Origin of the sequence: Methanothermobacter sp. (assembly GCF_030055425.1) — an archaeon.
GTDB lineage: Archaea > Methanobacteriota > Methanobacteria > Methanobacteriales > Methanothermobacteraceae > Methanothermobacter.
In genome coordinates this window covers 1-22,914 of sequence record NZ_JASFYE010000010.1, presented here as the reverse complement: position 1 = coordinate 22,914, position 22,914 = coordinate 1, and the positions used below count along the sequence as shown (strand labels likewise).

At 50.5% G+C, this 22,914-nt stretch carries 30 protein-coding genes; 14 read left to right on the top strand and 16 right to left on the bottom strand.

The features are described 5' to 3' along the window. Positions 1-113: 113 nt before the first annotated feature. The 6 genes from QFX39_RS08645 to QFX39_RS08620 form a co-directional block, all read right to left on the bottom strand. Positions 114-872, bottom strand: coding sequence for a hypothetical protein (locus QFX39_RS08645; protein ID WP_300479573.1), 759 nt, complete (start codon positions 870-872; stop codon positions 114-116). Positions 873-876: 4 nt separating this feature from the next. After that, complete coding sequence (gene cbiT, locus QFX39_RS08640) at positions 877-1,455, bottom strand: precorrin-6Y C5,15-methyltransferase (decarboxylating) subunit CbiT (RefSeq protein WP_300479570.1); 579 nt, start codon at positions 1,453-1,455, stop codon at positions 877-879. A gap of 87 nt (positions 1,456-1,542) precedes the next feature. Next, entirely contained in the window at positions 1,543-2,112 is a 570-nt protein-coding gene (locus QFX39_RS08635; RefSeq protein WP_300479567.1) for a UbiX family flavin prenyltransferase, read from the bottom strand. 92 nt (positions 2,113-2,204) lie between these two features. Beyond that, positions 2,205-3,425: an HD domain-containing protein gene (locus tag QFX39_RS08630; RefSeq protein ID WP_300479564.1), complete on the bottom strand. Its 1,221-nt coding sequence runs from the start codon at positions 3,423-3,425 to the stop codon at positions 2,205-2,207. A gap of 12 nt (positions 3,426-3,437) precedes the next feature. Continuing rightward, on the bottom strand, positions 3,438-3,869 hold the full coding sequence (locus QFX39_RS08625) for a molybdenum cofactor biosynthesis protein MoaE (protein WP_300479561.1): 432 nt from the start codon (positions 3,867-3,869) through the stop codon (positions 3,438-3,440). 9 nt (positions 3,870-3,878) lie between these two features. Continuing rightward, entirely contained in the window at positions 3,879-4,406 is a 528-nt protein-coding gene (locus QFX39_RS08620; RefSeq protein ID WP_013295419.1) for a nicotinamide-nucleotide adenylyltransferase, read from the bottom strand. Positions 4,407-4,583: 177 nt separating this feature from the next. Between QFX39_RS08620 and QFX39_RS08615 the strand changes: the two genes are divergently transcribed. The 4 genes from QFX39_RS08615 (at position 4,584) to QFX39_RS08600 (ending at position 7,538) form a co-directional block, all read left to right on the top strand. Beyond that, positions 4,584-6,290, top strand: coding sequence for an ABC transporter ATP-binding protein (locus tag QFX39_RS08615; protein WP_300479557.1), 1,707 nt, complete (start codon positions 4,584-4,586; stop codon positions 6,288-6,290). Between the two features lie 5 nt (positions 6,291-6,295). Further along, positions 6,296-6,847 carry a flavin reductase family protein gene (locus QFX39_RS08610; RefSeq protein WP_300479554.1) on the top strand — a complete coding sequence of 184 codons (552 nt, stop codon included), beginning with the start codon at positions 6,296-6,298 and terminating at the stop codon, positions 6,845-6,847. A gap of 9 nt (positions 6,848-6,856) precedes the next feature. After that, the gene (locus QFX39_RS08605; protein ID WP_147671023.1) at positions 6,857-7,252 is read left to right on the top strand and encodes a universal stress protein; all 396 of its coding nucleotides are present in this window, start codon (positions 6,857-6,859) and stop codon (positions 7,250-7,252) included. A gap of 100 nt (positions 7,253-7,352) precedes the next feature. Continuing rightward, positions 7,353-7,538: a hypothetical protein gene (locus tag QFX39_RS08600; RefSeq protein ID WP_013295423.1), complete on the top strand. Its 186-nt coding sequence runs from the start codon at positions 7,353-7,355 to the stop codon at positions 7,536-7,538. Between the two features lie 65 nt (positions 7,539-7,603). Here the strand turns inward: QFX39_RS08600 and QFX39_RS09025 are convergent, their stop codons facing one another. Together QFX39_RS09025 and QFX39_RS08595 are read right to left on the bottom strand one after the other, a co-directional pair. Beyond that, positions 7,604-7,693: a pseudomurein-binding repeat-containing protein gene (locus tag QFX39_RS09025; protein WP_367185390.1), complete on the bottom strand. Its 90-nt coding sequence runs from the start codon at positions 7,691-7,693 to the stop codon at positions 7,604-7,606. A 160-nt stretch (positions 7,694-7,853) separates the two neighbouring features. Beyond that, complete coding sequence (locus QFX39_RS08595) at positions 7,854-8,735, bottom strand: CARDB domain-containing protein (protein WP_300479550.1); 882 nt, start codon at positions 8,733-8,735, stop codon at positions 7,854-7,856. 650 nt (positions 8,736-9,385) lie between these two features. Here QFX39_RS08595 and QFX39_RS08590 point away from each other — a divergent pair. The 8 genes from QFX39_RS08590 to QFX39_RS08555 all read left to right on the top strand — a co-directional run bounded on the left by QFX39_RS08590 (position 9,386) and on the right by QFX39_RS08555 (position 14,558). Then, positions 9,386-9,547, top strand: a complete 162-nt coding sequence (locus QFX39_RS08590) for a rubredoxin (protein WP_013295425.1) — start codon at positions 9,386-9,388, stop codon at positions 9,545-9,547. An 11-nt stretch (positions 9,548-9,558) separates the two neighbouring features. Further along, complete coding sequence (gene rd, locus QFX39_RS08585) at positions 9,559-9,720, top strand: rubredoxin (protein ID WP_300479545.1); 162 nt, start codon at positions 9,559-9,561, stop codon at positions 9,718-9,720. Then, positions 9,721-10,890, top strand: coding sequence for an FprA family A-type flavoprotein (locus QFX39_RS08580; RefSeq protein WP_300479543.1), 1,170 nt, complete (start codon positions 9,721-9,723; stop codon positions 10,888-10,890). Continuing rightward, positions 10,880-11,398: a ferritin gene (locus tag QFX39_RS08575; protein WP_048174980.1), complete on the top strand. Its 519-nt coding sequence runs from the start codon at positions 10,880-10,882 to the stop codon at positions 11,396-11,398. The genes QFX39_RS08580 and QFX39_RS08575 overlap by 11 nt, the downstream gene beginning before the upstream one ends. Before the next feature lie 3 nt (positions 11,399-11,401). Then, a complete protein-coding gene (locus tag QFX39_RS08570; protein ID WP_300479539.1) occupies positions 11,402-12,088 on the top strand; it encodes a peroxiredoxin in 687 nt (228 codons plus the stop codon). After that, positions 12,089-12,697 carry a superoxide dismutase gene (locus tag QFX39_RS08565; protein WP_300479537.1) on the top strand — a complete coding sequence of 203 codons (609 nt, stop codon included), beginning with the start codon at positions 12,089-12,091 and terminating at the stop codon, positions 12,695-12,697. A 119-nt stretch (positions 12,698-12,816) separates the two neighbouring features. Further along, entirely contained in the window at positions 12,817-14,112 is a 1,296-nt protein-coding gene (locus QFX39_RS08560) for a phenylacetate--CoA ligase (protein ID WP_300479535.1), read from the top strand. A 14-nt stretch (positions 14,113-14,126) separates the two neighbouring features. After that, complete coding sequence (locus QFX39_RS08555; RefSeq protein WP_300479533.1) at positions 14,127-14,558, top strand: ACT domain-containing protein; 432 nt, start codon at positions 14,127-14,129, stop codon at positions 14,556-14,558. Between the two features lie 27 nt (positions 14,559-14,585). Here QFX39_RS08555 and QFX39_RS08550 read toward each other — a convergent pair whose 3' ends face one another. The 8 genes from QFX39_RS08550 to purC are packed head-to-tail and all read right to left on the bottom strand — an operon-like array spanning position 14,586 to position 20,224. Beyond that, complete coding sequence (locus QFX39_RS08550; RefSeq protein ID WP_300479530.1) at positions 14,586-15,380, bottom strand: MarR family transcriptional regulator; 795 nt, start codon at positions 15,378-15,380, stop codon at positions 14,586-14,588. Further along, complete coding sequence (gene recJ, locus QFX39_RS08545; protein WP_300479528.1) at positions 15,377-16,774, bottom strand: single-stranded-DNA-specific exonuclease RecJ; 1,398 nt, start codon at positions 16,772-16,774, stop codon at positions 15,377-15,379. Before recJ ends, QFX39_RS08550 begins: the two co-directional genes overlap by 4 nt. A 12-nt stretch (positions 16,775-16,786) precedes the next feature. Continuing rightward, on the bottom strand, positions 16,787-17,056 hold the full coding sequence (locus QFX39_RS08540; protein ID WP_300479526.1) for a signal recognition particle subunit SRP19/SEC65 family protein: 270 nt from the start codon (positions 17,054-17,056) through the stop codon (positions 16,787-16,789). Next, the gene (locus tag QFX39_RS08535) at positions 17,056-17,853 is read right to left on the bottom strand and encodes a uroporphyrinogen-III synthase (RefSeq protein WP_300479524.1); all 798 of its coding nucleotides are present in this window, start codon (positions 17,851-17,853) and stop codon (positions 17,056-17,058) included. Before QFX39_RS08535 ends, QFX39_RS08540 begins: the two co-directional genes overlap by 1 nt. Continuing rightward, on the bottom strand, positions 17,819-18,535 hold the full coding sequence (cobA, locus tag QFX39_RS08530) for a uroporphyrinogen-III C-methyltransferase (RefSeq protein ID WP_300479522.1): 717 nt from the start codon (positions 18,533-18,535) through the stop codon (positions 17,819-17,821). Before cobA ends, QFX39_RS08535 begins: the two co-directional genes overlap by 35 nt. 24 nt (positions 18,536-18,559) lie before the next feature. After that, positions 18,560-19,210 (bottom strand): phosphoribosylformylglycinamidine synthase subunit PurQ, encoded by a 651-nt coding sequence (gene purQ / locus QFX39_RS08525; RefSeq protein WP_300479519.1) that lies wholly within the window; start codon positions 19,208-19,210, stop codon positions 18,560-18,562. A gap of 3 nt (positions 19,211-19,213) precedes the next feature. Further along, complete coding sequence (gene purS, locus QFX39_RS08520) at positions 19,214-19,468, bottom strand: phosphoribosylformylglycinamidine synthase subunit PurS (protein WP_300479516.1); 255 nt, start codon at positions 19,466-19,468, stop codon at positions 19,214-19,216. 9 nt (positions 19,469-19,477) lie between these two features. Further along, positions 19,478-20,224, bottom strand: a complete 747-nt coding sequence (gene purC, locus QFX39_RS08515; protein WP_300479514.1) for a phosphoribosylaminoimidazolesuccinocarboxamide synthase — start codon at positions 20,222-20,224, stop codon at positions 19,478-19,480. 131 nt (positions 20,225-20,355) lie between these two features. Between purC and glmS the strand changes: the two genes are divergently transcribed. Together glmS and QFX39_RS08505 are read left to right on the top strand one after the other, a co-directional pair. After that, positions 20,356-22,128 carry a glutamine--fructose-6-phosphate transaminase (isomerizing) gene (gene glmS, locus QFX39_RS08510; protein ID WP_300479512.1) on the top strand — a complete coding sequence of 591 codons (1,773 nt, stop codon included), beginning with the start codon at positions 20,356-20,358 and terminating at the stop codon, positions 22,126-22,128. After that, positions 22,128-22,914 (top strand): hypothetical protein (locus tag QFX39_RS08505; protein WP_300479509.1); only part of this gene is annotated, 787 nt, incomplete at its 3' end. The genes glmS and QFX39_RS08505, both read left to right, overlap by 1 nt.

Sequence of the window (22,914 nt, the reverse complement as noted above, 5' to 3'; positions counted from 1 at the left end):
TTTTCAAAACAAAGCATTATTAAAAATTTAAATTAAAATATGAATGAATGTGTATCCTTATATTCTTCTTATGGGGCCTCAGTTAGGGTAAATTCTCCAGTGTACTGAGATCATCACTCAAGAATTTCCACCCTCGCATCCCTGTTGAAGGGGTTCTTCCTCACTGCAAGTGAGAAGAGGTATGGATAGTTTTCACTGAGGTGCTCCATGTATCCCAGCCACTCGGACACAACTGCAGAGTAGGCCCTCTGGAGGTCACCTGCCAGGTGCTCATAGTCTGTGGGAGGTAGAGATGAGAGGTCCTCTCGTGCCTCAAGTTCCTCCATGAGATGAAAGACAGCCCAGAGCATGTCTGTGAAGCTTTCATGCTCAAGTAGATTGGGGTTTTCAAGAAGCCCCAGGAGAAACTTCCTCCTGGACGTGAGGAAAACTCTGAGGTACTCGAGGAGTTCAACACTTTCATCTGAACCAATCTCAAAATCAAATTCGCATCCCCTTATCTCACTGAGCATTCCCTTAAAGTCATCTGGACTCCATGATGCATCTATCTTAAGTTTTGATGCAATCCTATCTTTATTTGACTCAAATGGAGATACATTCTTAAGGAATTCGGTGCCCACCTCACTGAAAAACGCCCCCACGACCATGTTGAGTTTTTCGAGTCTCTCAACAAGTTCCCGCCGGGATATAGCGGCCTCCACGATTATAACGACTATCAGAATTTCCAGGGGCACAAATGCAAGGTCTATACCTATATAGAAGAGTTCAGTCTCTGGCTTATGGAATATGAGGTATAGGAGAAGGTAGATGGAGGCTGATACAAGTACAAGCAGAATCCCCAGCCTGAATTTCCAGTTTAGCCTTGAGTTCATATCATCACCTGAGAATCTTAATCTGATTCTCCGTGTAAATCACTGCGATGGGGTTCTTTGAAACCATCATGGTCCCCCTTTCAAGTACACGGCCCCTTGTTATGCTCAGTTCGGTTATGTTAACATTGAATCCAAGCTCCCGCAGGCACTTCACGGCCTCGCACCTTGTCTCAAGGAGTATTGATGTTATAAGGATCCTTCCACCATCTCTAAGTTTATCTGTAACCACTTCAAGTATTTCTCCAAGTCTACCGCCGCTTCCCCCGATCACGGCAATGTCCAGTGCATCAATTTCAGAGAGAGCTTCCACTGCATCACCACATATCAGTGTGACGTTATCTCCCAGCCCATGCTTTTTAAGGTTCATCTCCGTTGTTGAAATTGCATCGGGGCTTTTATCGATTGCATAGACCCTTCCAGCCCTCCTTGAAAGTTCAAGGGTCACTCCACCGGTTCCACAACCCACATCAACCGCGATGTCCCCTTTCCGGGGATCTGCAAGGCACATAAGGAGGCACCTAACCTCCATAGCTGTTGGTCCCGGTACAGAGGGGTTCTTTATGAATTCATGGTCAGGTATCAACTCACACCACCGTTGCACTCACTTTAAGACCTTTTCATATCCTCACTTTTCTGTGAATAAGTGCATTGTGAACATGAAGTACCGGCTTTAAGGCCTTTTCATGTCCTCACCGCTCCACCTTCTGAAGAGTTCATTCTCTATCCCCAGGACGTCGAGCACCTTACCAGCTATGAAGTCGGCGATCTCCTCTATTGATGATGGTCTGTGGTAGAATCCGGGCATTGCAGGGAGTATTATACCCCCTTCCCTTGAGACACTGAGCATGTTCTCAATGTGTACGCTTCTAAGAGGTGTCTCCCTTGGCACAAGGACCAGTTTACGCCTCTCCTTGAGACACACGTCAGCGGCCCTTGTGAGTGCATTGCCTGCATATCCGTTGGCTATAGCTGATAGGGTCTTCATTGTGCACGGCGCTATGACCATGGCACTGAAACTGGAGGAGCCACTGTTAACCGCTGATGTGAAGTCATCAGAATCAAAGCACTCATCAGCCATCTCCTCAAGGGTTTCAGGGTCTCTTTCAAGTTCGTATCTGATTATATCACGTGCAGTATCGGTTATCATGAGTCCAACATTTACCCCGGCGTCCTTCAGGGCCCTCAGTATTCTATCCCCGTAGATAACGCCGCTTGCACCTGTCATTGCCAGTATTATCATCTGAATCACTTCTGAGTGTTTTATGGGTGATCATCTTTTCTGATGAGAATTCATCTGAATCTTGGCTGATTTTAATCATAATCGAGTATTATTTATCTGAATTTAAGGTAATCAGGTACCGTGAGTCGGAGCTGCCGGGGGTGTGCCGTTCTTCTTTCAGGGAGATCCATGTAGTCGTGGAGGCTGAATTCCCTGAATGCCTCGGCGGATTCGCGGGGCACATAAACACAGATATCTGCATGGTTGAACCTCGCCTCCTTCAGCGCCCCCACGAGGCTTGAGATATGGCTCAGGTTCACGATGGAGTCCCCCACAGAAACCTGGGTCCTCATCTCATCAAATGCAGGGTACTCTGGAAGGTTAACCACAACATAATCAGGGTCCAGGTCCATGTCCTCTGCGATCTCCCTCTCGGCCTTTCTTATCTCAGCATCTGTGATCCTGAATACCCTCTGGGGGTCCTCTAATTCATTGAGCTTCACAGAGTCCACGGTCTTGAGGAGGTCACGGTTATCCAGTCTCCGTATCATATCACCTGCAAGGCCCTCCTGTTCCCTGCACATGACGATGAGGTCCATGTCGTCATACCGGTATATCCGGGACTCATCGAGCACCCCCTCAGATATGAGGCTCCTGAGGCACCTCCTGAACATGGAGTTCACGATCCTCGTGGTGTGGTGCTGGTAGACGCTGGGGTACATGAAGTACCTTGCAAGCAGGGCGGACTCTGCGGCCTGAACACCCTTCCTGTCAAGGACAAGGTCGTTCTCCATCTTCATATTGTATATCAGCCTTTCAACGTCTATTATACCGTAGGCCACCCCTGTGTAGTGGGAGTCCCGCAGAAGGTAATCCATCCTGTCAACGTCAAGCTCCCCGTTGATCGCCTGTCCAAGGACACCCTCACCCCTCAGTATCCTCATAACCTGTTCAAGGTCGAACTCCTCTGATATTATCTCACCGAGCACAGATTCCCTTATGAGTTCCCTTGTGAGGCTCTCATGGGACCTTTCAAGGACCCCCTCTGATACATGTGAGAATGGACCGTGACCCACATCATGGAGGAGGGCGCAGAGCCTCAGTATACTCTTCTTTTCAGGTCCAAGGTTGAGGTGCTCTGCCAGCCTCGATGCCAGGTACATGGCCCCTATGGAGTGTTCAAACCTTGAATGGTTTGCCCCGGGGTATATCAGATTTGTGAATCCCAGCTGCTTTATCCTCCTGAGCCTCTGAAACTGGGGGGTGTCAACAACCCTCACCTCAAATTCGGTGAGTTTCAGGTTGCCGTGGACGCTGTCCCTTACGAATTTCATCTTTTAAGACCCCTAGCCGCCTGACATGATAACATTCCTGCCACTGGTGGTGTACTCCTCCTTTTTGAAGTCTATTTCGTATTTTGTCCTCTCGATTATCTCCTGGAGGGCCTCAAGGGTTTCCCCGCGGTGGGGTCCTGCAACCGCAACCATGAAGAGGGTCTCAGATACATAGAACTCCCCAACGTAGTGCACAACTGCCACGTCCCTCACAGGGTACTTCTCCATCACATCCTTTACTATCCCCTCCAGTTCCCTCTGGGCCTTTTCAATGTCTGGTGTTGTGAGTACAAGTTTCTCTGTCCTCTCATCATCAACACCACGGACGATGCCCTCAAAGGTGAACACTGCTCCGCATTCATCAAGGTAGGGGCTCTTCTTCACATGTTCCAGGAGGTCATCCATTCTGAAGGCCTCCTTTTCATCTGTCACCATGACCATCATTTCTGACACCTACACCAGTTCACTAACTTCCTTTTTTGCAAGGTGTTTTATTCTTTCAACACCATTTATCTCCTCTATAACCTCAACCACTGAGTCTGGAAGGAGTGAGCGCCAGTCACCATCATCCAGCATCCTCCGTCTCACCTCTGTACCTGAGTACCTGTCCCTGTAGAACAGTGGGGGTGCAGTCACCTCATATCCGTCCTCACTGAAGAGCCGCTGGACAAGGGGGTTTCCACTGTATACCCTGTCAAATGGGGGTGTCAGCATCTTTATATGTGCAACCCAGAGGGCGTTGCACTCTATGTCCTGGACGGGTATGATGTAGTAGCTTGATGCGGGGATACCGTTCTCGCTGAGTGCCTTGGTCAGCATCATCACCCTCTCACCGGCTGTGAAGGGGTCCCTGAGGCTGTGGCTCAGCTGGGCGCTCCCGATACATATTATGAGTTCATCAACCTCCCCGAGAACCCTCTTTATAACCTGGAGGTGTCCCCGGTGGAATGGCTGCATCCTTCCAACCAGCAATCCCCTCATTCATATCACCGCATAAAGGTTATTATGTCAGTAAAACTATTAGAACTATAGTGGTTCTAGTATATATTCATGGCAGCACATTGCTGTAGCGATTAGATGAAATTTTCACTGGCAGTTTTTCAGGCACTGCCATGAGCTGGTATCCATTGAACCTTGAAGGAATGTTGCGGTGATGCAATGATAAGGGTTGAGAACCTGACAAAGACCTATAAACTGGAGAATGGAGATGAATTCAGGGCACTTTCTGATGTTAACCTTGAGGTTTCTGAGGGGGAAATACTGGGAATAATTGGGATGAGCGGTTCAGGTAAGACGACACTTCTGAGGATCCTGAGGGGTGTTGAACCCTTTGATTCAGGGAGGATAACCCTGGATGATGTAACCGTTGAGGCTGATTCAGGACAGTACTACTTCTCAAAGCTCAAAAAGAGGACTGCAATTCACCTTCAAAGGTCATTTGGCCTCTGGTCGGAGACCGCCCTTCAGAATGTCATAAGGAAGCTGTACGCTGCAAAATACGGCGACGAGTCAATGACAGACTTTGACTTCGCCTATGATGAATTCGGTGAAGAGGCAATGGAACTCCTAAGGGTGGTTGGACTCGACCACAAGGCCGAGCACTTTGCACCTGTCCTCAGCGGTGGCGAGAAGCAGAGGCTCATAATGGCCAGGCAACTTGCAAAAAAACCCAGGGTACTCCTTCTTGATGAACCCGCAACCATGTCATGCCCGGGGACAAAGCAGGAGATACTGGATGCCATAAAGAACATCAACAGGGAACTGGGTGTCACGGTGGTGCTGGTCTCACACCTGCCTGAGGTCCACGAGTACCTTGCAGACAGGCTGGTTCTGATGGAGGACGGGCGCATCGTTGATGAGGGGGAACCCGGGAGGATCATAGAGAGGTTCATGAGGGACATTGATCCCCCGGTTGACTACACACCCAGCAGCTCAGAGAGGGAGATCCTAAGGGTGAGGGACCTGGCCAAGAGGTTTGTACTCCTCAAGGGAGGGGCAGTCCTTGAGATGAGAGATGTTAACCTTGATATCAGGGAGGGTGAGATAGTATCCATAATAGGGCCCAGCGGGGCAGGCAAGACGGTGCTCCTGCGGATGATAGGGGGCCTGGACCTTCCTGATGAGGGTACGGTGGAGTTCAGGCTTAACAGTGAATGGGTTAACATGCATGAACCTGGCGTTAAAAGGATGGGCGTAAGGAGGAAGATGGGTTTCATGCATCAGGAGTTTGCCCTTGTACATCACGCCACCATAAGGAGTCAGATAGCCTCAAGGCTTGGTGTTAAGGGCGAACATGTCGTTGCAGAGGCAAGGAAGAGGGCCGAGGAACTGGGGATAAGTGACATGGTCCTTGATGTGCTCTACCAGCTCACAGATCTTCCTGAAACAGAGGCCCGATACAGGCTTGAGAAACTTGGCCTCTCACCTGAGATACTTGAGGAACTCTTCCCTAGTTTTCCTGACAGTGAGGTTAAGAAGTATGCTGAACCCATATTCAGGGCCCTGGACCTCCCCATGGACATACTTGACAGGAAATCCTATGAACTATCGGGGGGTGAGCGGGTGAGGGCGACCCTTGCCCTTGTCCTTGCATCAGGGCCCCATGTACTTGTCCTTGATGAGCCCTTCGGGGACCTTGACCCCATAACACTCAGGATGGTTTCAAACTCCCTCAGGAGGATCAACATGGAGTTCGGGACAACCATAATCATGGTGAGTCACCATGTGGATTTCATAAGGGAGCTCAGCACGAGGGCTGTGATGGTTGAGGACGGCCGTCTTGTAATGGACGGGGAACCAGATGGCCTCTGCGACGAGTTTGTTGAAAGGAGCCATGCAAAATACCTTCAGAGGGTTAAGGGGTGATATAGGTGGAATTTGAGAATTTTCCTGTTGAGAATGCGCACAGAATACTTACTCCAAGGCCGACTGTCATTGTAACAACGGTGGATGGGGATGGGAATATAAATGCGGCCCCATTTTCCTTCACCATGCCGGTGTCAATTGACCCCCCGATTGTGGCCTTTGCATCTGCACCGGACCACCACACCGCAGTGAACGTTGAGGACACCCATGAGTTTGTACTTAACATAACGCCGGTGGATATAATTGATGAGATGTGGATAACCGCCAGGGATCTCCCGGCGGGTGAGAATGAACTTGAGGCCGCCGGGCTTGACTGGATTCCATCGGAGAGGGTCAAGCCCCCCAGGATAGCCGAGGCGGTTGCGCACCTTGAATGTGAACTCCTCCGGATGTGTGAGGTTGGCGACCACAACCTCATAGTGGGTTCAGTTGTGAATGCATCGGTCTGCTCCGGGTGCATAAGGGATGGTCTCCTTGATGTTGAATCGGTTAAGCCGGTCCTCCATGTGGGTGGCACAGTTTTTGTTGTGGGGGATCATGTGAGGCGGATTGAATAGGTGGTTGTGATGTTTGAGAGGATCATGGTCCCAACAGATGGTTCAGAGTATGCAGCAAAGGCAGAGGACCTTGCCATTGAACTTGCAGGTCGCCTGGGGTCCGTGGTTGTTGCTGTGCATGTTATTGATGAGAAGCTGATCTACCCCTTCGATGTCCTTGAGGATGAGGGAAAGGAGATCCTGGCGGCTGTGCAGAGAAAGGGCAGGGAGGCAGGTGTCCAGGTGGATGAGGTCCTGGTATTTGGGAGCCCGGCGCATGATATGAAGAAGATCTCTGAGAAGACAGGGGCGGATCTTGTGGTTATCGCATCCCATGGGCGTTCAGGTCTTGAGAAGCTTCTCATGGGCAGTGTGGCTGAGACCACCCTCAAGACGGTTGAGGTACCGGTACTCCTTGTTAAATAAACCTTCCTTTTTTGCTCACCGAAAGGTATATATCAAGGATATGTCATTATTTGATATATCAAAATTTGATATATAGTATTTCGATGTATGAGGTGTTATGTTGAGAAGAGTGTTTAGAGGAATCCGGGAGTACCTTACAGACTGGAAGAACCTGTTAACCCATACTGTGGTGGGTGTGCTTATACTTGCAGTTGCGGTTTATGCCCCTGTAAGCCCTTATGTGAGGATGGGTTTTGTTGGGTGTGTTGTGGGCTTCAATGTGGTGAGGATGAAGTATTTTGACTGAAAAAATTAAAAAAATTAAAATTCCATTTTATTCTATTTTCCTGAAAAAAATGGAAAATGGGTTTTTTAGATACTCACGTAGCTGGGGAGTCTTTTGTAGGTTCCATAAAATCCCAGGACTTTGCTGTAGAGGTAGACGAGTCTTGTGAAGGGTATTTTCCCATACCTGGTTGTTGCGTATTTGGGTGCCTTTCCGTATCTGTTTATTGAGTTTCTTATGTGATTGCTGTGGATATGTAAAGTGATTTTGAGAGTCTGATTGATCTGGTGGTTCCTGTTGAGCCTGTGTAGCCTACGGTTCGTGTGCTGAGTGGTTTCAGGTTGCCTGCGTTGATCTGGATGGTTGCACGTACAAGGAGGTCCAGGAGCTGGGCCATTGTGAATTTTTTCCTGAGATTGTCACTGAGGATGGGAGTCTTTTGTAAAGCACGTAGTATCTTCTGACCCAGTTTGCAGTTCCTGCAAGCTGGTTTATTGTTATACCTGCAGTTACCAGTTTTGGTGGGAGTGTGCCGATGGTTACGTTGTAGGTTCCTGGTTGGGTGATTGTTAGTGTGAATTCGATTGTTTTTGTTTCTCCGGGGTTTAGGGTGGTTGTCTGGTTTTGTATGGATCCCTGGTTTACCTTGAGGGTTGCTGTGTAGCTGCCGGTAAGTTCTCCTGTGTTGGTGATTCTGGCTTTAATCCTGATGTTCAGTGGTGTTATTCCGGCTGTGGGTGTGACTGTTAATTTGCTTAGTTGGAAGGTTGCTGGTTTCAGCCCGACTGGGATTGTGGTGTTTACTGTTTCGTTGTCAACTCTGGCGTATACTGTGGCGATCCCCTTGGTGTTGAGGCTGGTTAGTGTTGAGGTGGCGGTGCCGTCTGTGATGTTTGTGTCGTCTATCGAGCCGAGGGTTGTGGAGAAGTTTGCGGGGCCTGTGTACGGGATCAATCCTTCAGATGGATCATGTAGCGCTCCCTTACTGTCGTGGTGGAGGTCTGCGGTTATCTGTGATGTTCCACCTATGGGGACGGTGCCGGGGTTGACATTGATGCTCAGGACGATCCATGGGTCATATGTTACACTTCCTGAGACGAGTTTTGAAAAGTCTGGAGTGTTAGAGCCCCACCAGTTGAATCGGGCATCCACAGCACTATTATCTGTGCAGACATTCACACCTGTCTGGTCCGGGTTGTTGAATATCCTGCAGAACATGATTTTAGCTGGCTCGGGGCGATTAAGCACAATACTTACAATTATTGCTGTGATCTATTTCGAAGCTTTCTACTTCTACATCAAGCAATTAAGCACAATACTTACAATTATTGCCCCACCAAGGATGCTCTGTTGTTGGTGATTGTGGTGTTTTGTATGGTTACTGTGGAGTAGTCTGCGGCTATTACTCCTCATTGCCTGATGTGTTGTTAATGAATAAGCAGTTTTTGATGTTTAGGTTTGCATTTGTTATGTGTATTGTCCATCCAAAGTAGGGTGAATACACTGGCCGTGCCAGAAAAGGCTATTGCAATAAGACCCAGTAAAATTAAAGGAAGATATCTTTTCATTTAAATCAACTCTGAGTCTTGCTTGTACCTTTGGTACAATTTATATTATCGTTTTGGGAACTATTAAAGTTTTTTAGAAACCTTCAAATTTAGCCAATATTAGAAGGATTTTTTCGTTGAATTTTTAAACCATGTTACTGTTCAACAATTTATTTAGTTTTCTCTACCTCTTAATGGATCTTCCTGAGGGAGGCAATTTGATGATTTAAGGATTCTCATGGAAACATTATAGATAATTTTAAATTTTTAAAGAGTAATAATAATATAGTGTCCCTAAAATTAAAGAGAAAGGTGTTAAACTTGAAAAGATACAAATGCAGGGTTTGTGGATACATCTACGACCCTGAGAAGGGCGAACCAAGGACAGACACACCACCAGGAACACCGTTTGAGGACCTCCCTGAAACATGGAGGTGCCCGTCATGCGGTGCAAAGAAGAAGATGTTCAAACCACTTGACTGAGAGGTGAATAAATGGACAAATACGTCTGCCAGATGTGCGGATACATCTACGACCCTGAAGAGGGAGACCCCACATCAGGGATAGAACCCGGAACACCCTTTGAGGACCTCCCCGACGACTGGGTATGCCCTGTATGTGGCGTTGGAAAGGACCAGTTCAAGAAGATGGATTAAATGAAAGCCAGAAAAATTGCAGATGGGGTTTACTACACCGGTATCATTGACTGGGACCGGAGGACCTTCGATGAGCTTGTAGCCCTCCCACGGGGCACAAGCTACAACTCATACATCGTCTCTGGAAGCAGTGCCACGGCACTCATTGATTCTGCAGAGCCCTCAAAGAGCAGTGAATTCCTGGGGATCATAAAGGAAATGGAAACTGACATCGATTACATAATCTCCCAGCACGCAGAACAGGACCACTCAGGTACAATCCCGGAACTCCTTGACATGTACCCTGACGCAGAGGTCCTGGGGACGCCTGCCTGCATTGAACTCCTCAGGGAACTTTTAAGGATCGATGGAAACTTCAGGGCAGTTAAGGATGGCGAGACACTCTCCCTGGGTGATAGGACGCTGAGATTCATTGTAACACCCTGGGTGCACTGGCCTGATACCATGGTAACCTACCTTGAGGAGGAGCGGATACTCTTCACCTGTGACTTCTTTGGATCACACCTTGCAACATCAGACATCATGGAGGTGCCTGAGGGTTTCCTGAGGGAGGCCAAGAGGTACTACGCCCATATCATGATGCCCTTCAGCCAGATGGTCACATCCAACATCAGGAAGATCTCGGACCTTGACATATCCCTCATAGCACCATCCCACGGCCCACTGGTACCCATACCCGACCTCATAATGGATGCATACCGGAGATGGACCTCAGGGGGCAGTAAAACGGTGATCGCCTATACCACCATGCACGGAAGCACAGGGATCATGGTTGAAAGACTCACAGAGAAGCTCATGGAACTTGGTGTGAGTGTAAGACCCATCAACGTTGCAGAGTCCGATACCGGGGAATTCCTCACGGAACTCGTGGATGCCTCTGTCCTGGTTGTCGCATCACCCACGGTGCTCACAAGGCCCCACCCCGCGGTTGCATCGGCACTCTACCTTGTGAATGCACTGAGACCCCCGGTGAAGCACGTTGCACTTATGGGATCCTATGGATGGGGGACACTCATTGAATCCGAGGTCAAGGGCCTGCTATCCAACCTGAACCTTGAATACCTTGAACCAGTCCTTGTGAAGGGCCTTCCACGTGAGGAGGACCTTCAGAGGATAGATGAACTTGCCATTCAGATAAAGGAGATAGGGGGTGAATTAAATGGTAAGTGAGAGGATGCAGGAGGCCCTCAACAGGCAGCTCAACGCTGAACTCTACTCAGCATACCTCTACCTTTCAATGGCCGCCTACTATGAGGCCTCTGACCTCCCGGGATTTGCAAACTGGATGCGTGTCCAGGCCCAGGAGGAACTTGCACACGCAATGAAGTTCTACGACTACCTTGTCCAGAGAGGTGCAAGGGTCGTGCTTGAGGAGATAGAGAAACCACCATTCGAGTGGGAGTCACCGCTGGAGGTATCCAAGCATGTTCTGGAACATGAGAGAAAGGTCACGGGGCTCATAAATGACCTTGTTGACCTTGCGATCTCAGAGAGGGACCATGCAACCAACAATTTCCTCCAGTGGTTCGTTGCAGAGCAGGTTGAGGAGGAGGAGTCCGCTGGTTCAGTGCTCCAGAAGGTGCGCCTTGCATCGGATTCACCAAGCGGCCTCCTCATGCTCGACGCGGAACTCGGAAAGAGGGTTTACAACCCACCAGCAAATGAAAAGGGGGAATAGTTTATGGGGGAGAAGGTATACGAACTCAGAAAGGTTAAGAAGAAGGGGCGCGGCATGCCCCTAATAGGGGATAAATTCCCTGAGATGGAGGTCCAGACAACCCATGGGATGATGAAACTCCCGGCTGAATTCAAGGGGAAATGGTTCATACTCTTCAGCCACCCTGCAGACTTCACACCTGTCTGCACAACAGAGTTTGTGGCATTCCAGGAGGTCTACCCTGAACTCAAGGAACTTGACTGTGAACTTGTGGGCCTCAGCGTTGACCAGGTCTTCTCACACATCAAGTGGATCGAATGGATAGAGGAGAACCTTGATACAGAGATCGAGTTCCCTGTGATAGCCGACACAGGGAGAGTCGCCGATACCCTTGGACTCATACACCCTGCGAGGCCCACAAACACTGTGAGGGCGGTATTCATGGTTGACCCTGAGGGGATAATCAGGGCGATACTCTACTATCCACAGGAACTTGGAAGGAACATCCCCGAGATCGTGAGGATGATACGCGCCTTCAGGGTCATAGATGCCGAGGGTGTGGCTGCACCTGCAAACTGGCCCGATAACCAGCTCATCGGTGACCATGTGATAGTCCCACCGGCATCTGATATTGAAACCGCCAGGAAAAGGAAAGAGGAATACGAATGCTATGACTGGTGGCTATGCCACCGCAGCACAGGTGGTGATTAGATGGAGAAAAAATTCTATGAACTCCCTGAACTCCCATACCCCTACGATGCCCTTGAACCATACATATCAGAGGAGCAGCTGAGGATACACCATGAGAAGCACCATCAGGCCTACGTGGATGGGGCCAATGGCGTCCTCAGAAAACTCGACGATGCCCGGGAGAATGACGAGGAAGTTGACATCAAGGCGGCCCTCAAGGAACTCTCATTCCATGTTGGGGGCTACGTCCTGCACCTATTCTTCTGGGGTAACATGGGACCCGCAGATGAGTGCGGTGGGGAACCAGGTGGACGGCTTGCAGAGTACATAGAGAGGGACTTCGGAAGCTTTGAACGCTTTAAAAAGGAGTTTTCTCAGGCTGCTGTGAGTGCAGAGGGCTCAGGATGGGCTGTACTCACCTACTGCCAGAGGACCGACAGGCTCTTCATAATGCAGGTTGAAAAGCACAACGTCAACGTGATACCCCACTTCAGGATCCTCATGGTCCTGGATGTATGGGAACACGCCTACTACATTGACTACAGGAACGTGAGACCCGACTACATTGACGCATTCTGGAACATCGTAAACTGGAAAGAGGTCGAAAAACGCTTCGAGGACCTCTTCTAACTCCATTAATTTTTTAAGAACCCTATTTTTGACTCCCGGGTGGCATTCTGTGATACATAACATTTATTTTTAAATCACCATAAACATCTAAGAGTTACACTGATTCGGGAATGATTCAGATGATCTGGAACAGGGAAATGGAATGCATAAGCAGGGAGGAACTGGAGGAAATTCAGCTTAAAAGGCTTCAGGACACAGTAAGGAGGGCATATGAAAACGTACCCTACTACCATGAGGCCTTCGAGAAGGAGGGCGTGTACCCCGAGGACATAGAGTCACTGGACGACATCACAAGGTTACCCTACACCACCAAGGACGACCTCCGCAAGGTCTACCCCTTCGGGATGTTCGCTGTCCCCAGGAAGGAGATAGTGGAGGTCCACACATCCTCAGGGACCACAGGAAAACCCGTGGTATCAGGGTACACCAGGGAGGACATAGAGATATGGAGTGAGGTCATGGCCAGGGGCCTAACAATGATGGGCCTCACAGAGGATGACGTCATCCAGAACACCCATGGCTACGGCCTCTTCACAGGGGGATTCGGGGTCCACTACGGTGCCCAGAAGATAGGGGCAACCGTTATCCCCATCTCAACAGGGCAGACAAGAAGGCAGATAGAGATAATGAAGGACTTCGGGACAACGGTCATGATATTTACCCCCTCCTATGGCCTCTACCTCTCCGAGGTTGCAGCTGAGGAGGGCTTTGACCCTGCCGAATCCCAGTTAAAGGCCATAGGATTCGGGGCTGAGATGTGGACGGAGGAGATGAGGGCCGAGATAGAGAGGAGGTTCAATGCACCTGCCTTCAACATATACGGCCTCACCGAAATCATGGGCCCGGGGGTTGCAATGGAGTGCGGTGAGAAGAACGGTCTCCACGTTGCAGAGGACCACTTCTACCCTGAGATCATAGATAAGAACGGTGAAAGGGTCGGCCCAGGTGAAAGGGGGGAGCTGGTACTCACAACCCTCACACGGGTGGGGATGCCGGTTATAAGGTTCAGGACAAAGGATATAACCTCAATAGATTACGAGCCCTGCGCCTGTGGCAGGACCCTTGCAAGGATCTCAAGGATCACAGGGAGGGTCGATGACATGCTCAAGGTCAGGGGAGTTTCAGTGTTCCCCTCCCAGATAGAGAAGGCACTCCTCCGCATAGATGGTATTGAGCCACACTACCAGATAATAGTGACAAGGCCCCACCTCATGGATGAACTTGAGGTGAGGGTGGAGACCTCCCCTGAACTCTTCTCAGATGACATCCGGCAGATGGTGGAGACAAGGGACCGGATCGAGGAGTTCATAGAGAACGAGATAGGCCTCAGGGTTAAGGTGACCCTGGTTGAACCAGGCACGATACCCAGGAGTGAGGGGAAGGCAGTGAGGGTGATAGATAAGAGGAACCTTTAAAATATGGTGATACCATGAGGGTTAAGCAGATATCAATATTCCTTGAAAACAAGAAGGGAAGGCTCTGGAAGGCACTGAGTACACTTGCAGAGGCAGGTATAAACCTGAGGGCCCTGTCACTTGCAGATACATCAGAATTCGGGATACTGAGGCTCATAGTACCTGAACCTGAACGCGCAGCAGATGTGCTTGAGAAGAGCGGCTTTGTTGTTAAGCTGAAGGACGTCGTCGCAGTTGAGATGGATGACAGACCAGGGGGTCTTGCATCAATCCTCGGGGTCCTCAAGGACTATGACCTTAACCTTGACTACATATACGCATTTGTCCATGAAAAGAAGGATAAGGCGATACTCTTCTTGAGTACAGAGAACCTGGATGCCCTTGAAGGGGCCCTGAGGGATGCAGGGATTCGTATGGTCCCGCCGGAGGAGGTCTACTCCCTCTGATCGGAATATTCAACCCGGGCTGGGGGTCTACTCCCCCTTCACCCTGACATCCTCAACCGAGTACTCTATGCCCTCCTCTTCCAGTTTCTTTGTTATGCTTCTGCTCATCTTACCAACTGCAAGTACGAGGACATTCAGGCCCCTCTTTGCTGCTGCAAGGGCAGCATAGGGGGTTGCAAATTCAAAATCAACATTTAAGTTTAACCTGGTCGCGGCGGCCCGTGAAACTGTACCCATTATACCTATCCTGTCCTGGCCATAAGTGAGTTCCCTTATCCTTTCAAGGTCCGCTGCCCCTGAACCGCCCTCGGATATCGCCGGGAGAACTGCGATGGTCACCTTTCCCCTCTGGAGGGGTATGGTGCCGCTGAGTTCTGTGAGGGCCACATCCTCCCCCTCTGATGCACCTTTCATGACTATGGCGTGGGCCTCCCCGTTGGTCCTCCTCCTTGCGTAGAGGACGCCGTCGTCCATGAATAGTTCCACCTCATCACCTGCGTTGAGGTCCTCCCAGGCGATGGCAGGCCAGATGGATTTGTAGGAACTCATGTACTCCAGGACCTCATCGGCGTATTGCCTGAGGCTCACCGCGGCACTCTTGAGCTTCTCACCACCACGACGTGTTATCTTGTAGTGGGACCTTCCGCTTCCGGCCTCCACAAGGCCCTCTGCTATGAGGCTCTTTATGTTCTCGGACACCGCCTGGACCGTTATTCCCAGTTCATCTGCTATATCCCGTTGCCTGACATAGGGCTGGCGCCTCGCTATCTCACTCAGCACCTGGAAACGTGTAAGTTCACCCTTCTTTCTGAAAGCCTTCATCCCTTCACCTTCACCTTTTCTATGGCCCTGTTAAGGAGTCTTAGGAATTCTCCCTCATTTTCAGAGGGTATATATGCTCCGCAGGCAGTGGCATGACCACCACCGCTACCCCCCACTTTCTCCGCCACCCTCTGCATGATTGAACCGAAGTGTATGCCGTCAAATGCCAGGAGGCGGGAGCACCTAAGTGAAACCTTGAGGCCATCGCCGGTTTCAGCAAGCCCTATCATGGGCCTCCTCCAGTCACCGTAACCCAGGAGCATACCGGCAACAGTACCCACCACCGCGGGTTTCACCTCCCGGGCATGGAAGTACTGGAGATTATCCATATCCCTTATGAGTTCCTCCTCCATTATCCGGTCGAGGGTAACCGCAAGGTATGCCCTGTGTTCCCTGAGGACGTCCTCAAGTTCCTCCAGTTTTTCATGGCGATCACCCCCGATGATATCCATCGCAAGCTTCCACCTTGAGTTCCTGTTACACGCGTTTACTGCGGTTGAGAACTCTGAGAGGTCCCTGAATACCGTGTACCTCTCCTCTGATCTTAACTCGTAGACCTCACCCAGTATGAGCCTGGGGAGGTATTTATGGTACCTCCTGGGGACCTCGTTGACCATCATACGGTATATCTCATTGAAGAGTTTCCTTTTCTCGTCATCTGTAAGGTCACAGAGCCTCCTCTGGGTTTCATCGTTTTTCAGGGGTATACCAAGGTTATTAAGCCTTGCTATGCACTCGTTGGTATTGTTTGTTGTTGGCAGGGTGACATCCCCAAAGTATGAGAGGGCACTTACGATGGACCTGGTGTGTCTACCGTAGATTGTAAGGTCACTGCAGCACTCAACCGCACCCTCCCCTATGCTGTCCTCCAGGATCATCCGGTTGGCACCAACCATCTTACCGGTCCTGATGTTCTGCATGTCACCCACTGCTGCAAGGAGGCCCATCCAGCTGAGATCAGTGTATCCGAACTGCCTTGCAAGTAGATATGACAGGCCCCCACCTGAGATGCTGGTTGAACCATCCATTCCATGGAAGATGGGATTTATTTCAAGGAGCTCACCCCGCGGAGGTTCAAAGTTCCTCTTTCGCACTGGGGGATGGTGGTCTAGTATTAGAACACGGGAGCTCCTTTTCATGTTTTCATGGACCATCTGTCCGGATCCAAGATCACTGAAAACTGTGAGATCAGGGCCGTGTTCAACCTCAGGGACCTCATTGATGTTGATTATATTGATCTCATGGTCCTTCCCGAGGCCATCAAGGAGTTTGCTGAGGATGGTTGCCGCTGTTATACCATCACAGTCTGTGTGGCTGTATACTGTAACCGTCTCAGCCTCCTCAACCAGTTTACGGGCCCTTCTGAGCGCACCTTTAAGTTCGTCCATGTTCATTATCCCATACCCTCAGTTCTTCTTTGAGGACCTCAAAAGCCTTGCAAGTTTTATGAGGAGTTCACCCTTGCTCCCCTCATATTCAACAATAACCCTCCCTGATGATTCCCACCAGGAGGAGGGGTATGACTTATCAGATTCCATACGGGCTTCAAGCTGGAGTTTTTTCGCGGCCCTGAGTATTTCACTGGCACTTGGGGATTCAACCGCGTATTCAAGGGGCACCCTTCGCCCCTGGCTCCTTGACTTCCGTGAATCAAGATAGGCTGGCCATATTATCATTATCTACCCTCCATCATCCTCTCTGAAAGCTCGGCTAGCATGTCCCTGACCGTGTACCTATCTGGGGTGACTGCATCAAGACCATACTCCTCAAGTTTCCTGAGGGTTATGGGGCCTATTGCAGCCACGTGTATCCCCCTGAGGGCATGGATAAGATCCCCCTCCTTATCACCTGCAATCTTAAACAGGTTTTCCACTGTGAGGGGACTTGTGAATGTAACAGCATCCACATCCCCCTTTAGTATACCCTCTATCATTTCCTCTGCAGGTGATGTATCTGCCGGTATCCCTGAGTGGTAGGCCTCTGCAACGAGAACCTCCGCGCCCATCTCTCTGAGTCCACTCGGAAGAACCTTCCTTGCAGAGAGGGTCCTTGGGAGGGCCACCCGCATCCCCTGGAGGTCGTATTTTCTGAGGGCCTCCAGGAGACCCTCTGCGGTGTAATCTTCAGGCACCAGGTCCGCCCTGAGACCCATCTCAGATGCTGCACGGGCTGTCTTGGGCCCTATGACCGCGACAATACAGTCATCCCTGATTTTCTCATGAAAGTCCCTGCATGTGCTGAAGAGGGATTCAACAGCCGCAGGGGAGGTGAATATAACCAGGTCCCATTCAGGGGCCCTCCTGCACACCTCCCTGAGAGAATCTGTTTTCAGGATCCTCAGCTCGAGGGTTGGGGCGACAAGGGCCCTTCCACCGGCACCCTCGATCAGTTTAACAGCAGCGGATACCCGCTCAGCGGGCCTTGTGAGTGCTATGGTCTTACCCCTGAGACCCTCTAATTTTCCGGTAGACATTAACAACCTCACCCACCACTATGATTCCAGGCGGCCTCAGATCCTTTTCTGCTATGTCCTCAAGGGTGCCGAGGATAACCCTCTCATCCTCTGTTGTACCCCTCTCAATCACACATACAGGGGTTTCAGGTGGCCGGTGCTTCATGATCTCCTGCATGTTCTCCCGCACGTTACCCACACCCATGAGTATTATGAGGGTGTCGGCCCTGTAATCCCAGTGAACCTGTTTTTCAGGTTTTGTGGGGTCCTCGTGTCCTGTGACAACAGTGAAGGATGTTGCAACGCCCCTGTGGGTCACAGGGAGCCCTGCAGATGTGGGTACGCCCACAGCAGAGGTCACGCCTGGAATGACCCTTGCCTCAACGCCGGCCTCCCTGAGGGCAAGGAGTTCCTCGCCACCCCTACCGAACACGAATGGGTCGCCGCCCTTGAGCCTCACCACTGTTTCATGCTTCTTCCCTTCCTCGACCAGGATATTGTTTATCTCATCCTGTGTTTTGTGGTGTTCACCGGCCTTTTTACCCACGTATATCAGTTTTGCGTCTTCAGGGGCGTATCTGAGTATCTCCTCACCTGCCAGCCTGTCATACACTACCACGTCAGCCCTCTCAAGAACCCTTATGGCCTTGAGTGTTATGAGTTCAGGGTCCCCTGGACCCGCCCCAACAAGATAAACCACCATGATAATCACCTTTTTTGCTCTGAATCAGATCTTCATTATGCCCCTGAAGAATTTGAAGCCGTCCTCTGATCCGAGTATCATCTCTGAGGCCCTTTCCGGGTGGGGCATCACAGCACATACCAGTCCTGATTCATCGCAGACCCCTGTTATTCCATCAAGGGAGCCGTTGGGGTTTTCATCGTGGAACTGCAGCACGACCTGGTCGTTATCCCAGACCTCGCTGACGTTTTCATGGTAGTATCTCCCCTCTGCATGGGCAACGGGCATCCTTATAATTTCATCCCGTCTGAATAGCCGTGTGAATGGGGTTCTTGTGGTCTTAACCTGGAGGCTGGTCCACTGGCAGTTGAATTTCGGGTGCTCATTGATGGTGAAGACCCCCGGGACAAGGCCGACCTCTGCCAGGATCTGTGCACCGTTACATATCCCGAGAACAGGCTTTTCCTCCTTCACCAGCTCCTTAACAGCGTCCATAACTGGCGTTATGGCTGCGATTGCACCTGCACGCAGGTAGTCCCCGTATGAGAAGCCCCCCGGGATTATAACCGCGTCAAGGTGTCCCAGCTCCCGCTGATTCCACCATACATACTCGGGCTCTGCCCCGGCAAGTTCCAGGACATGGTAAACGTCACGGTCACAGTTGGATCCAGGAAACCTTATGACTCCCACCCTCATGTTTCAGCCTTCCATTTCCTTTATACTGAACTCGTAGTCGTGGATAACCGGGTTGCAGAGGAGGCGCTGGCACATATCCTCCACCTCCCTCCTGACATCCTCAGGACTCTCCTCATCCATGGTGAATGTTATTATGTCAATTGTATCGGTATTTTCAACCTCATATCCAAGGAGTGCCAGGGCCCTCTCAATGGTGGACGCCTCCGGGTTGAGCATACCCTTCTTGAGCCTTATTCTGACCTCAACCATAAATTTCATCCCATCACCTCAGATCTTAACGTTCCATCTTTCAATGTCTTCCCTGTCCAGTATCATCTCAGCAACCCTTCTGTAGGCGCTCACAACGCCCTCTTCTCCCCGTCGGAATATGTCCTTGTCCAGTGGTTTCCCGGTCTCCATGTCCCAGAGGCGGCAGGTGTCAGGGCTCACTTCATCCCCAAGGCGTATCATTCCAGAGGAATCCCTTCCAAATTCCAGTTTGAAGTCAGGCAGAATTATGCCCTTTTTCCTGAAGAACTCCACAAGGACATCGTTTATCTTAAGTGTCATCCTCCTTATCTCTGAGAGATCATCCCTACTCGCTATACCAAGGGCGAGGATTATGTCCTCATTGAGCATGGGGTCGCCGTGCTCGTCGCTCTTATAGTCCATCTGTATGATTGGGGGCTTGAATTCCTGTCCCTCAGTGAAGGGGAACCTTCTAACAATACTGCCCGCTGCAATGTTCCTCAGTATAACCTCTATGGGTATCATTTCAAGTTTCCTTGCAAGCATGCAGCCGGGTTCCGGGAGTTCCAGGTACTGGGTCGGCACACCGGCCTCCTCAAGGACCTCAAATATTTTGGCTGAAATAACAGAGTTATAGTAGCCCTTCATTTCAAGGGTGTCCTTCTTTTCACCGTCACCTGCGGTTATATCGTCCCTGAACCTCACGGCAACGATTTCAGGGTCATCTGTCATTAGAACATCCTTTGCCTTACCACTGTAGAGTGGGCCGTCTATTTTCACGTTCATGCTATCACTTTTAAAGCCTTGAGATTAAGTCTCTCCTCTAAGACTTATATATGTGTAAATCTTATTAGAGTTATATTACGATTCAGTTTATATAATCTTGTGAACCTTATCATGCTTCTAAGGGTGATTGAATGTGTGGCATTGTGGCTTGTATACTCAAAGATAACAGAGCGGCGCCGGTACTCCTTGAATGCGTCAGGAGGCTTGAGTACAGGGGCTATGACTCTGTAGGTATTGCAACGGCAGACCCAATGATAAATATCAAGAAGGACAGGGGTAAAATCGACGAGGTGGACTCAGAACTGGATCTCGCTGATCTACCAGGTAGCATGGGCATAGCCCATGTCAGGTGGGCCACACATGGTCTTCCAACCGCTGAGAACGCCCACCCCCATACAGACTGCACTGGGGAGATAGCGGTCGTTCACAATGGGATAATAGAGAACTACCTGGAGGTAAAGGAGGAGCTTGAATCAGAGGGCCATGTCTTCAGGTCCGAGACAGACACAGAGGTGATACCACACCTCATAGAGAAGTACATGGATGAGGGTATGGACCTTGAAGCCGCAACAGCCACAGCACTCAGTAAACTTAAGGGCGCATATGCCATTGCAGCCATATCCTCAAGGGAACCCGGCAGGGTTGTGGGTGCAAGGAAGGAGAGCCCCCTCATAGTCGGTGTCGGTGATGGCGAGTTCTTCCTGGCATCTGATGTCCCGGCCATCCTGAACCACACCAAGAACATCATATACCTGGATGACGGCGAGATGGTCATAATTGACGGTGATTTGAGGATAAGGGACCCTGATGGTAACACGGTGAGGAAGGAGGTCCATGTAATTGACTGGACAGCGGACATGGCTGAAAAGGCAGGATACGATCACTTCATGATCAAGGAGATACATGAGGAGCCAGGTGCCGTCAGGGACACCCTCACAGAGATGGATGATGTTATGCGGGTGGTGAAGGAGATAGGTGAGGTTGAAAGGGTATGCTTTGTTGCCTGCGGGACCTCCTACCATGCATCACTGGTGGGCAAGTACCTCTTTGAGAGCATCCTGGGCATACCCACCGATGTCATCCTTGCAAGTGAGTTCAGGTACTCTGCACGTGCTCTCACAGACAGGACCCTTGCAGTGTTCATAAGCCAGTCAGGTGAAACAGCAGACACCCTCAATGCCCTGAGATCAGCAAATTCAAGGGCCAAGACCCTGGCGATAGTCAATGTCCTTGGAAGCTCAGCAACAAGGGAGGCCCAGCATGTCCTCTACACCAGGGCGGGTCCTGAGATAGGCGTTGCAGCCACAAAGACCTATGTGAGCCAGCTCACCATTATATACATGCTGGTGGCTGCCATGGGCGCCCCTGAGCTCATTGAGAAACTTGAAAGGGTCCCTGCTATCATGGAGGAGGCCCTTGGGGATGAGGACAATATAAGGGCACTTGCATCCCGCTACAGCAACGTGAGCGACTTTTTCTTCATAGGGCGTGGATTCTCCTATCCAACAGCCCTTGAGGGCGCCCTTAAACTCAAGGAGATAACCTACATCCATGGGGAAGGTTATGCTGCAGGGGAACTGAAACACGGGCCCCTGGCACTCATAGATGATGGGGTGCCTGTTGTTGCAATCTCACCCCCCGGGCCATGCCATGATAAGACCCTGAGCAACGTTGAGGAGGTCAGGGCGAGGGGTGCGAGGGTTATAGGTGTTGGGAGCACCCTTGATGAGGCCCTAAGGAAGGAGGCCGATGACTTCATAGGCCTGAGCCCTGAGGTCGATGAGGTAATCTCACCCCTTGTGTACATTGTTCCCCTGCAGCTGCTCTCATACTATGTGAGTGTTGAGCGGGGACTTGACCCTGATAAGCCAAAGAACCTTGCAAAGTGTGTAACCGTTGAATGATGGAGATGACAGGAACCATAAAGAAGTACTATGGGGCCCTGACGCTCTTATGCGTCCTTACAGGTCTATTGTTCCCCCAGTTTTCAGTTTTCTCGGTTTACACGCCCCTCCTTCTTGCATTGCTGGTGTTCTCCCTTGTTATTGAACACAGCCTGGAGGACTTTGGGAGGATCATACAGCACCCCCAGTTCCTTGGACTGGTCTCTGTGTCCAATTTTCTGTTATACCCGCTTCTGGGGTTCCTTTTTATTAAGATATTCAACTTTAGCGGTGATATCGTCGCTGGAATCATACTACTCTCATTTGCACCATCCCCGGTTGTTGCGGCCCTCTGGACGGAACTATCCGGTGGTGACGGCACCCCTGCCCTTTCAGCTGCCCTTACATCCATGCTACTATCTGTTGCTGTTTACCCCGCTGTCCTCTACATAATGGGTGTGGCATCACTTTCGGTGGCGTTCAGGGTATTTGAACTCCTTGTCTTCACAGTGTTCCTGCCCGCGGTGGTTGCCCTAATTCTGAGGCTTGAGGAGGAGAGGTTCATACCTGCAAGAAAGACCCTTAACTTCCTCTCGGCGATACTGGGGCTTGTTATAATCGTTGTCGCGGTTGCCCACATGTCAGGTTCAGTGAGAATTGGGGGTGTCATGGAAATTGTCATTACGGTGTCTGTGATGCTACTTGCAGGTTTCACCTACGGCTTTATTCTAGGAAGGCTGAGAGGGGATGATGGGGCCGCATATGTTTACACTGCTGGTATGCGTGATGGCGTGATCCCTGTTGGCG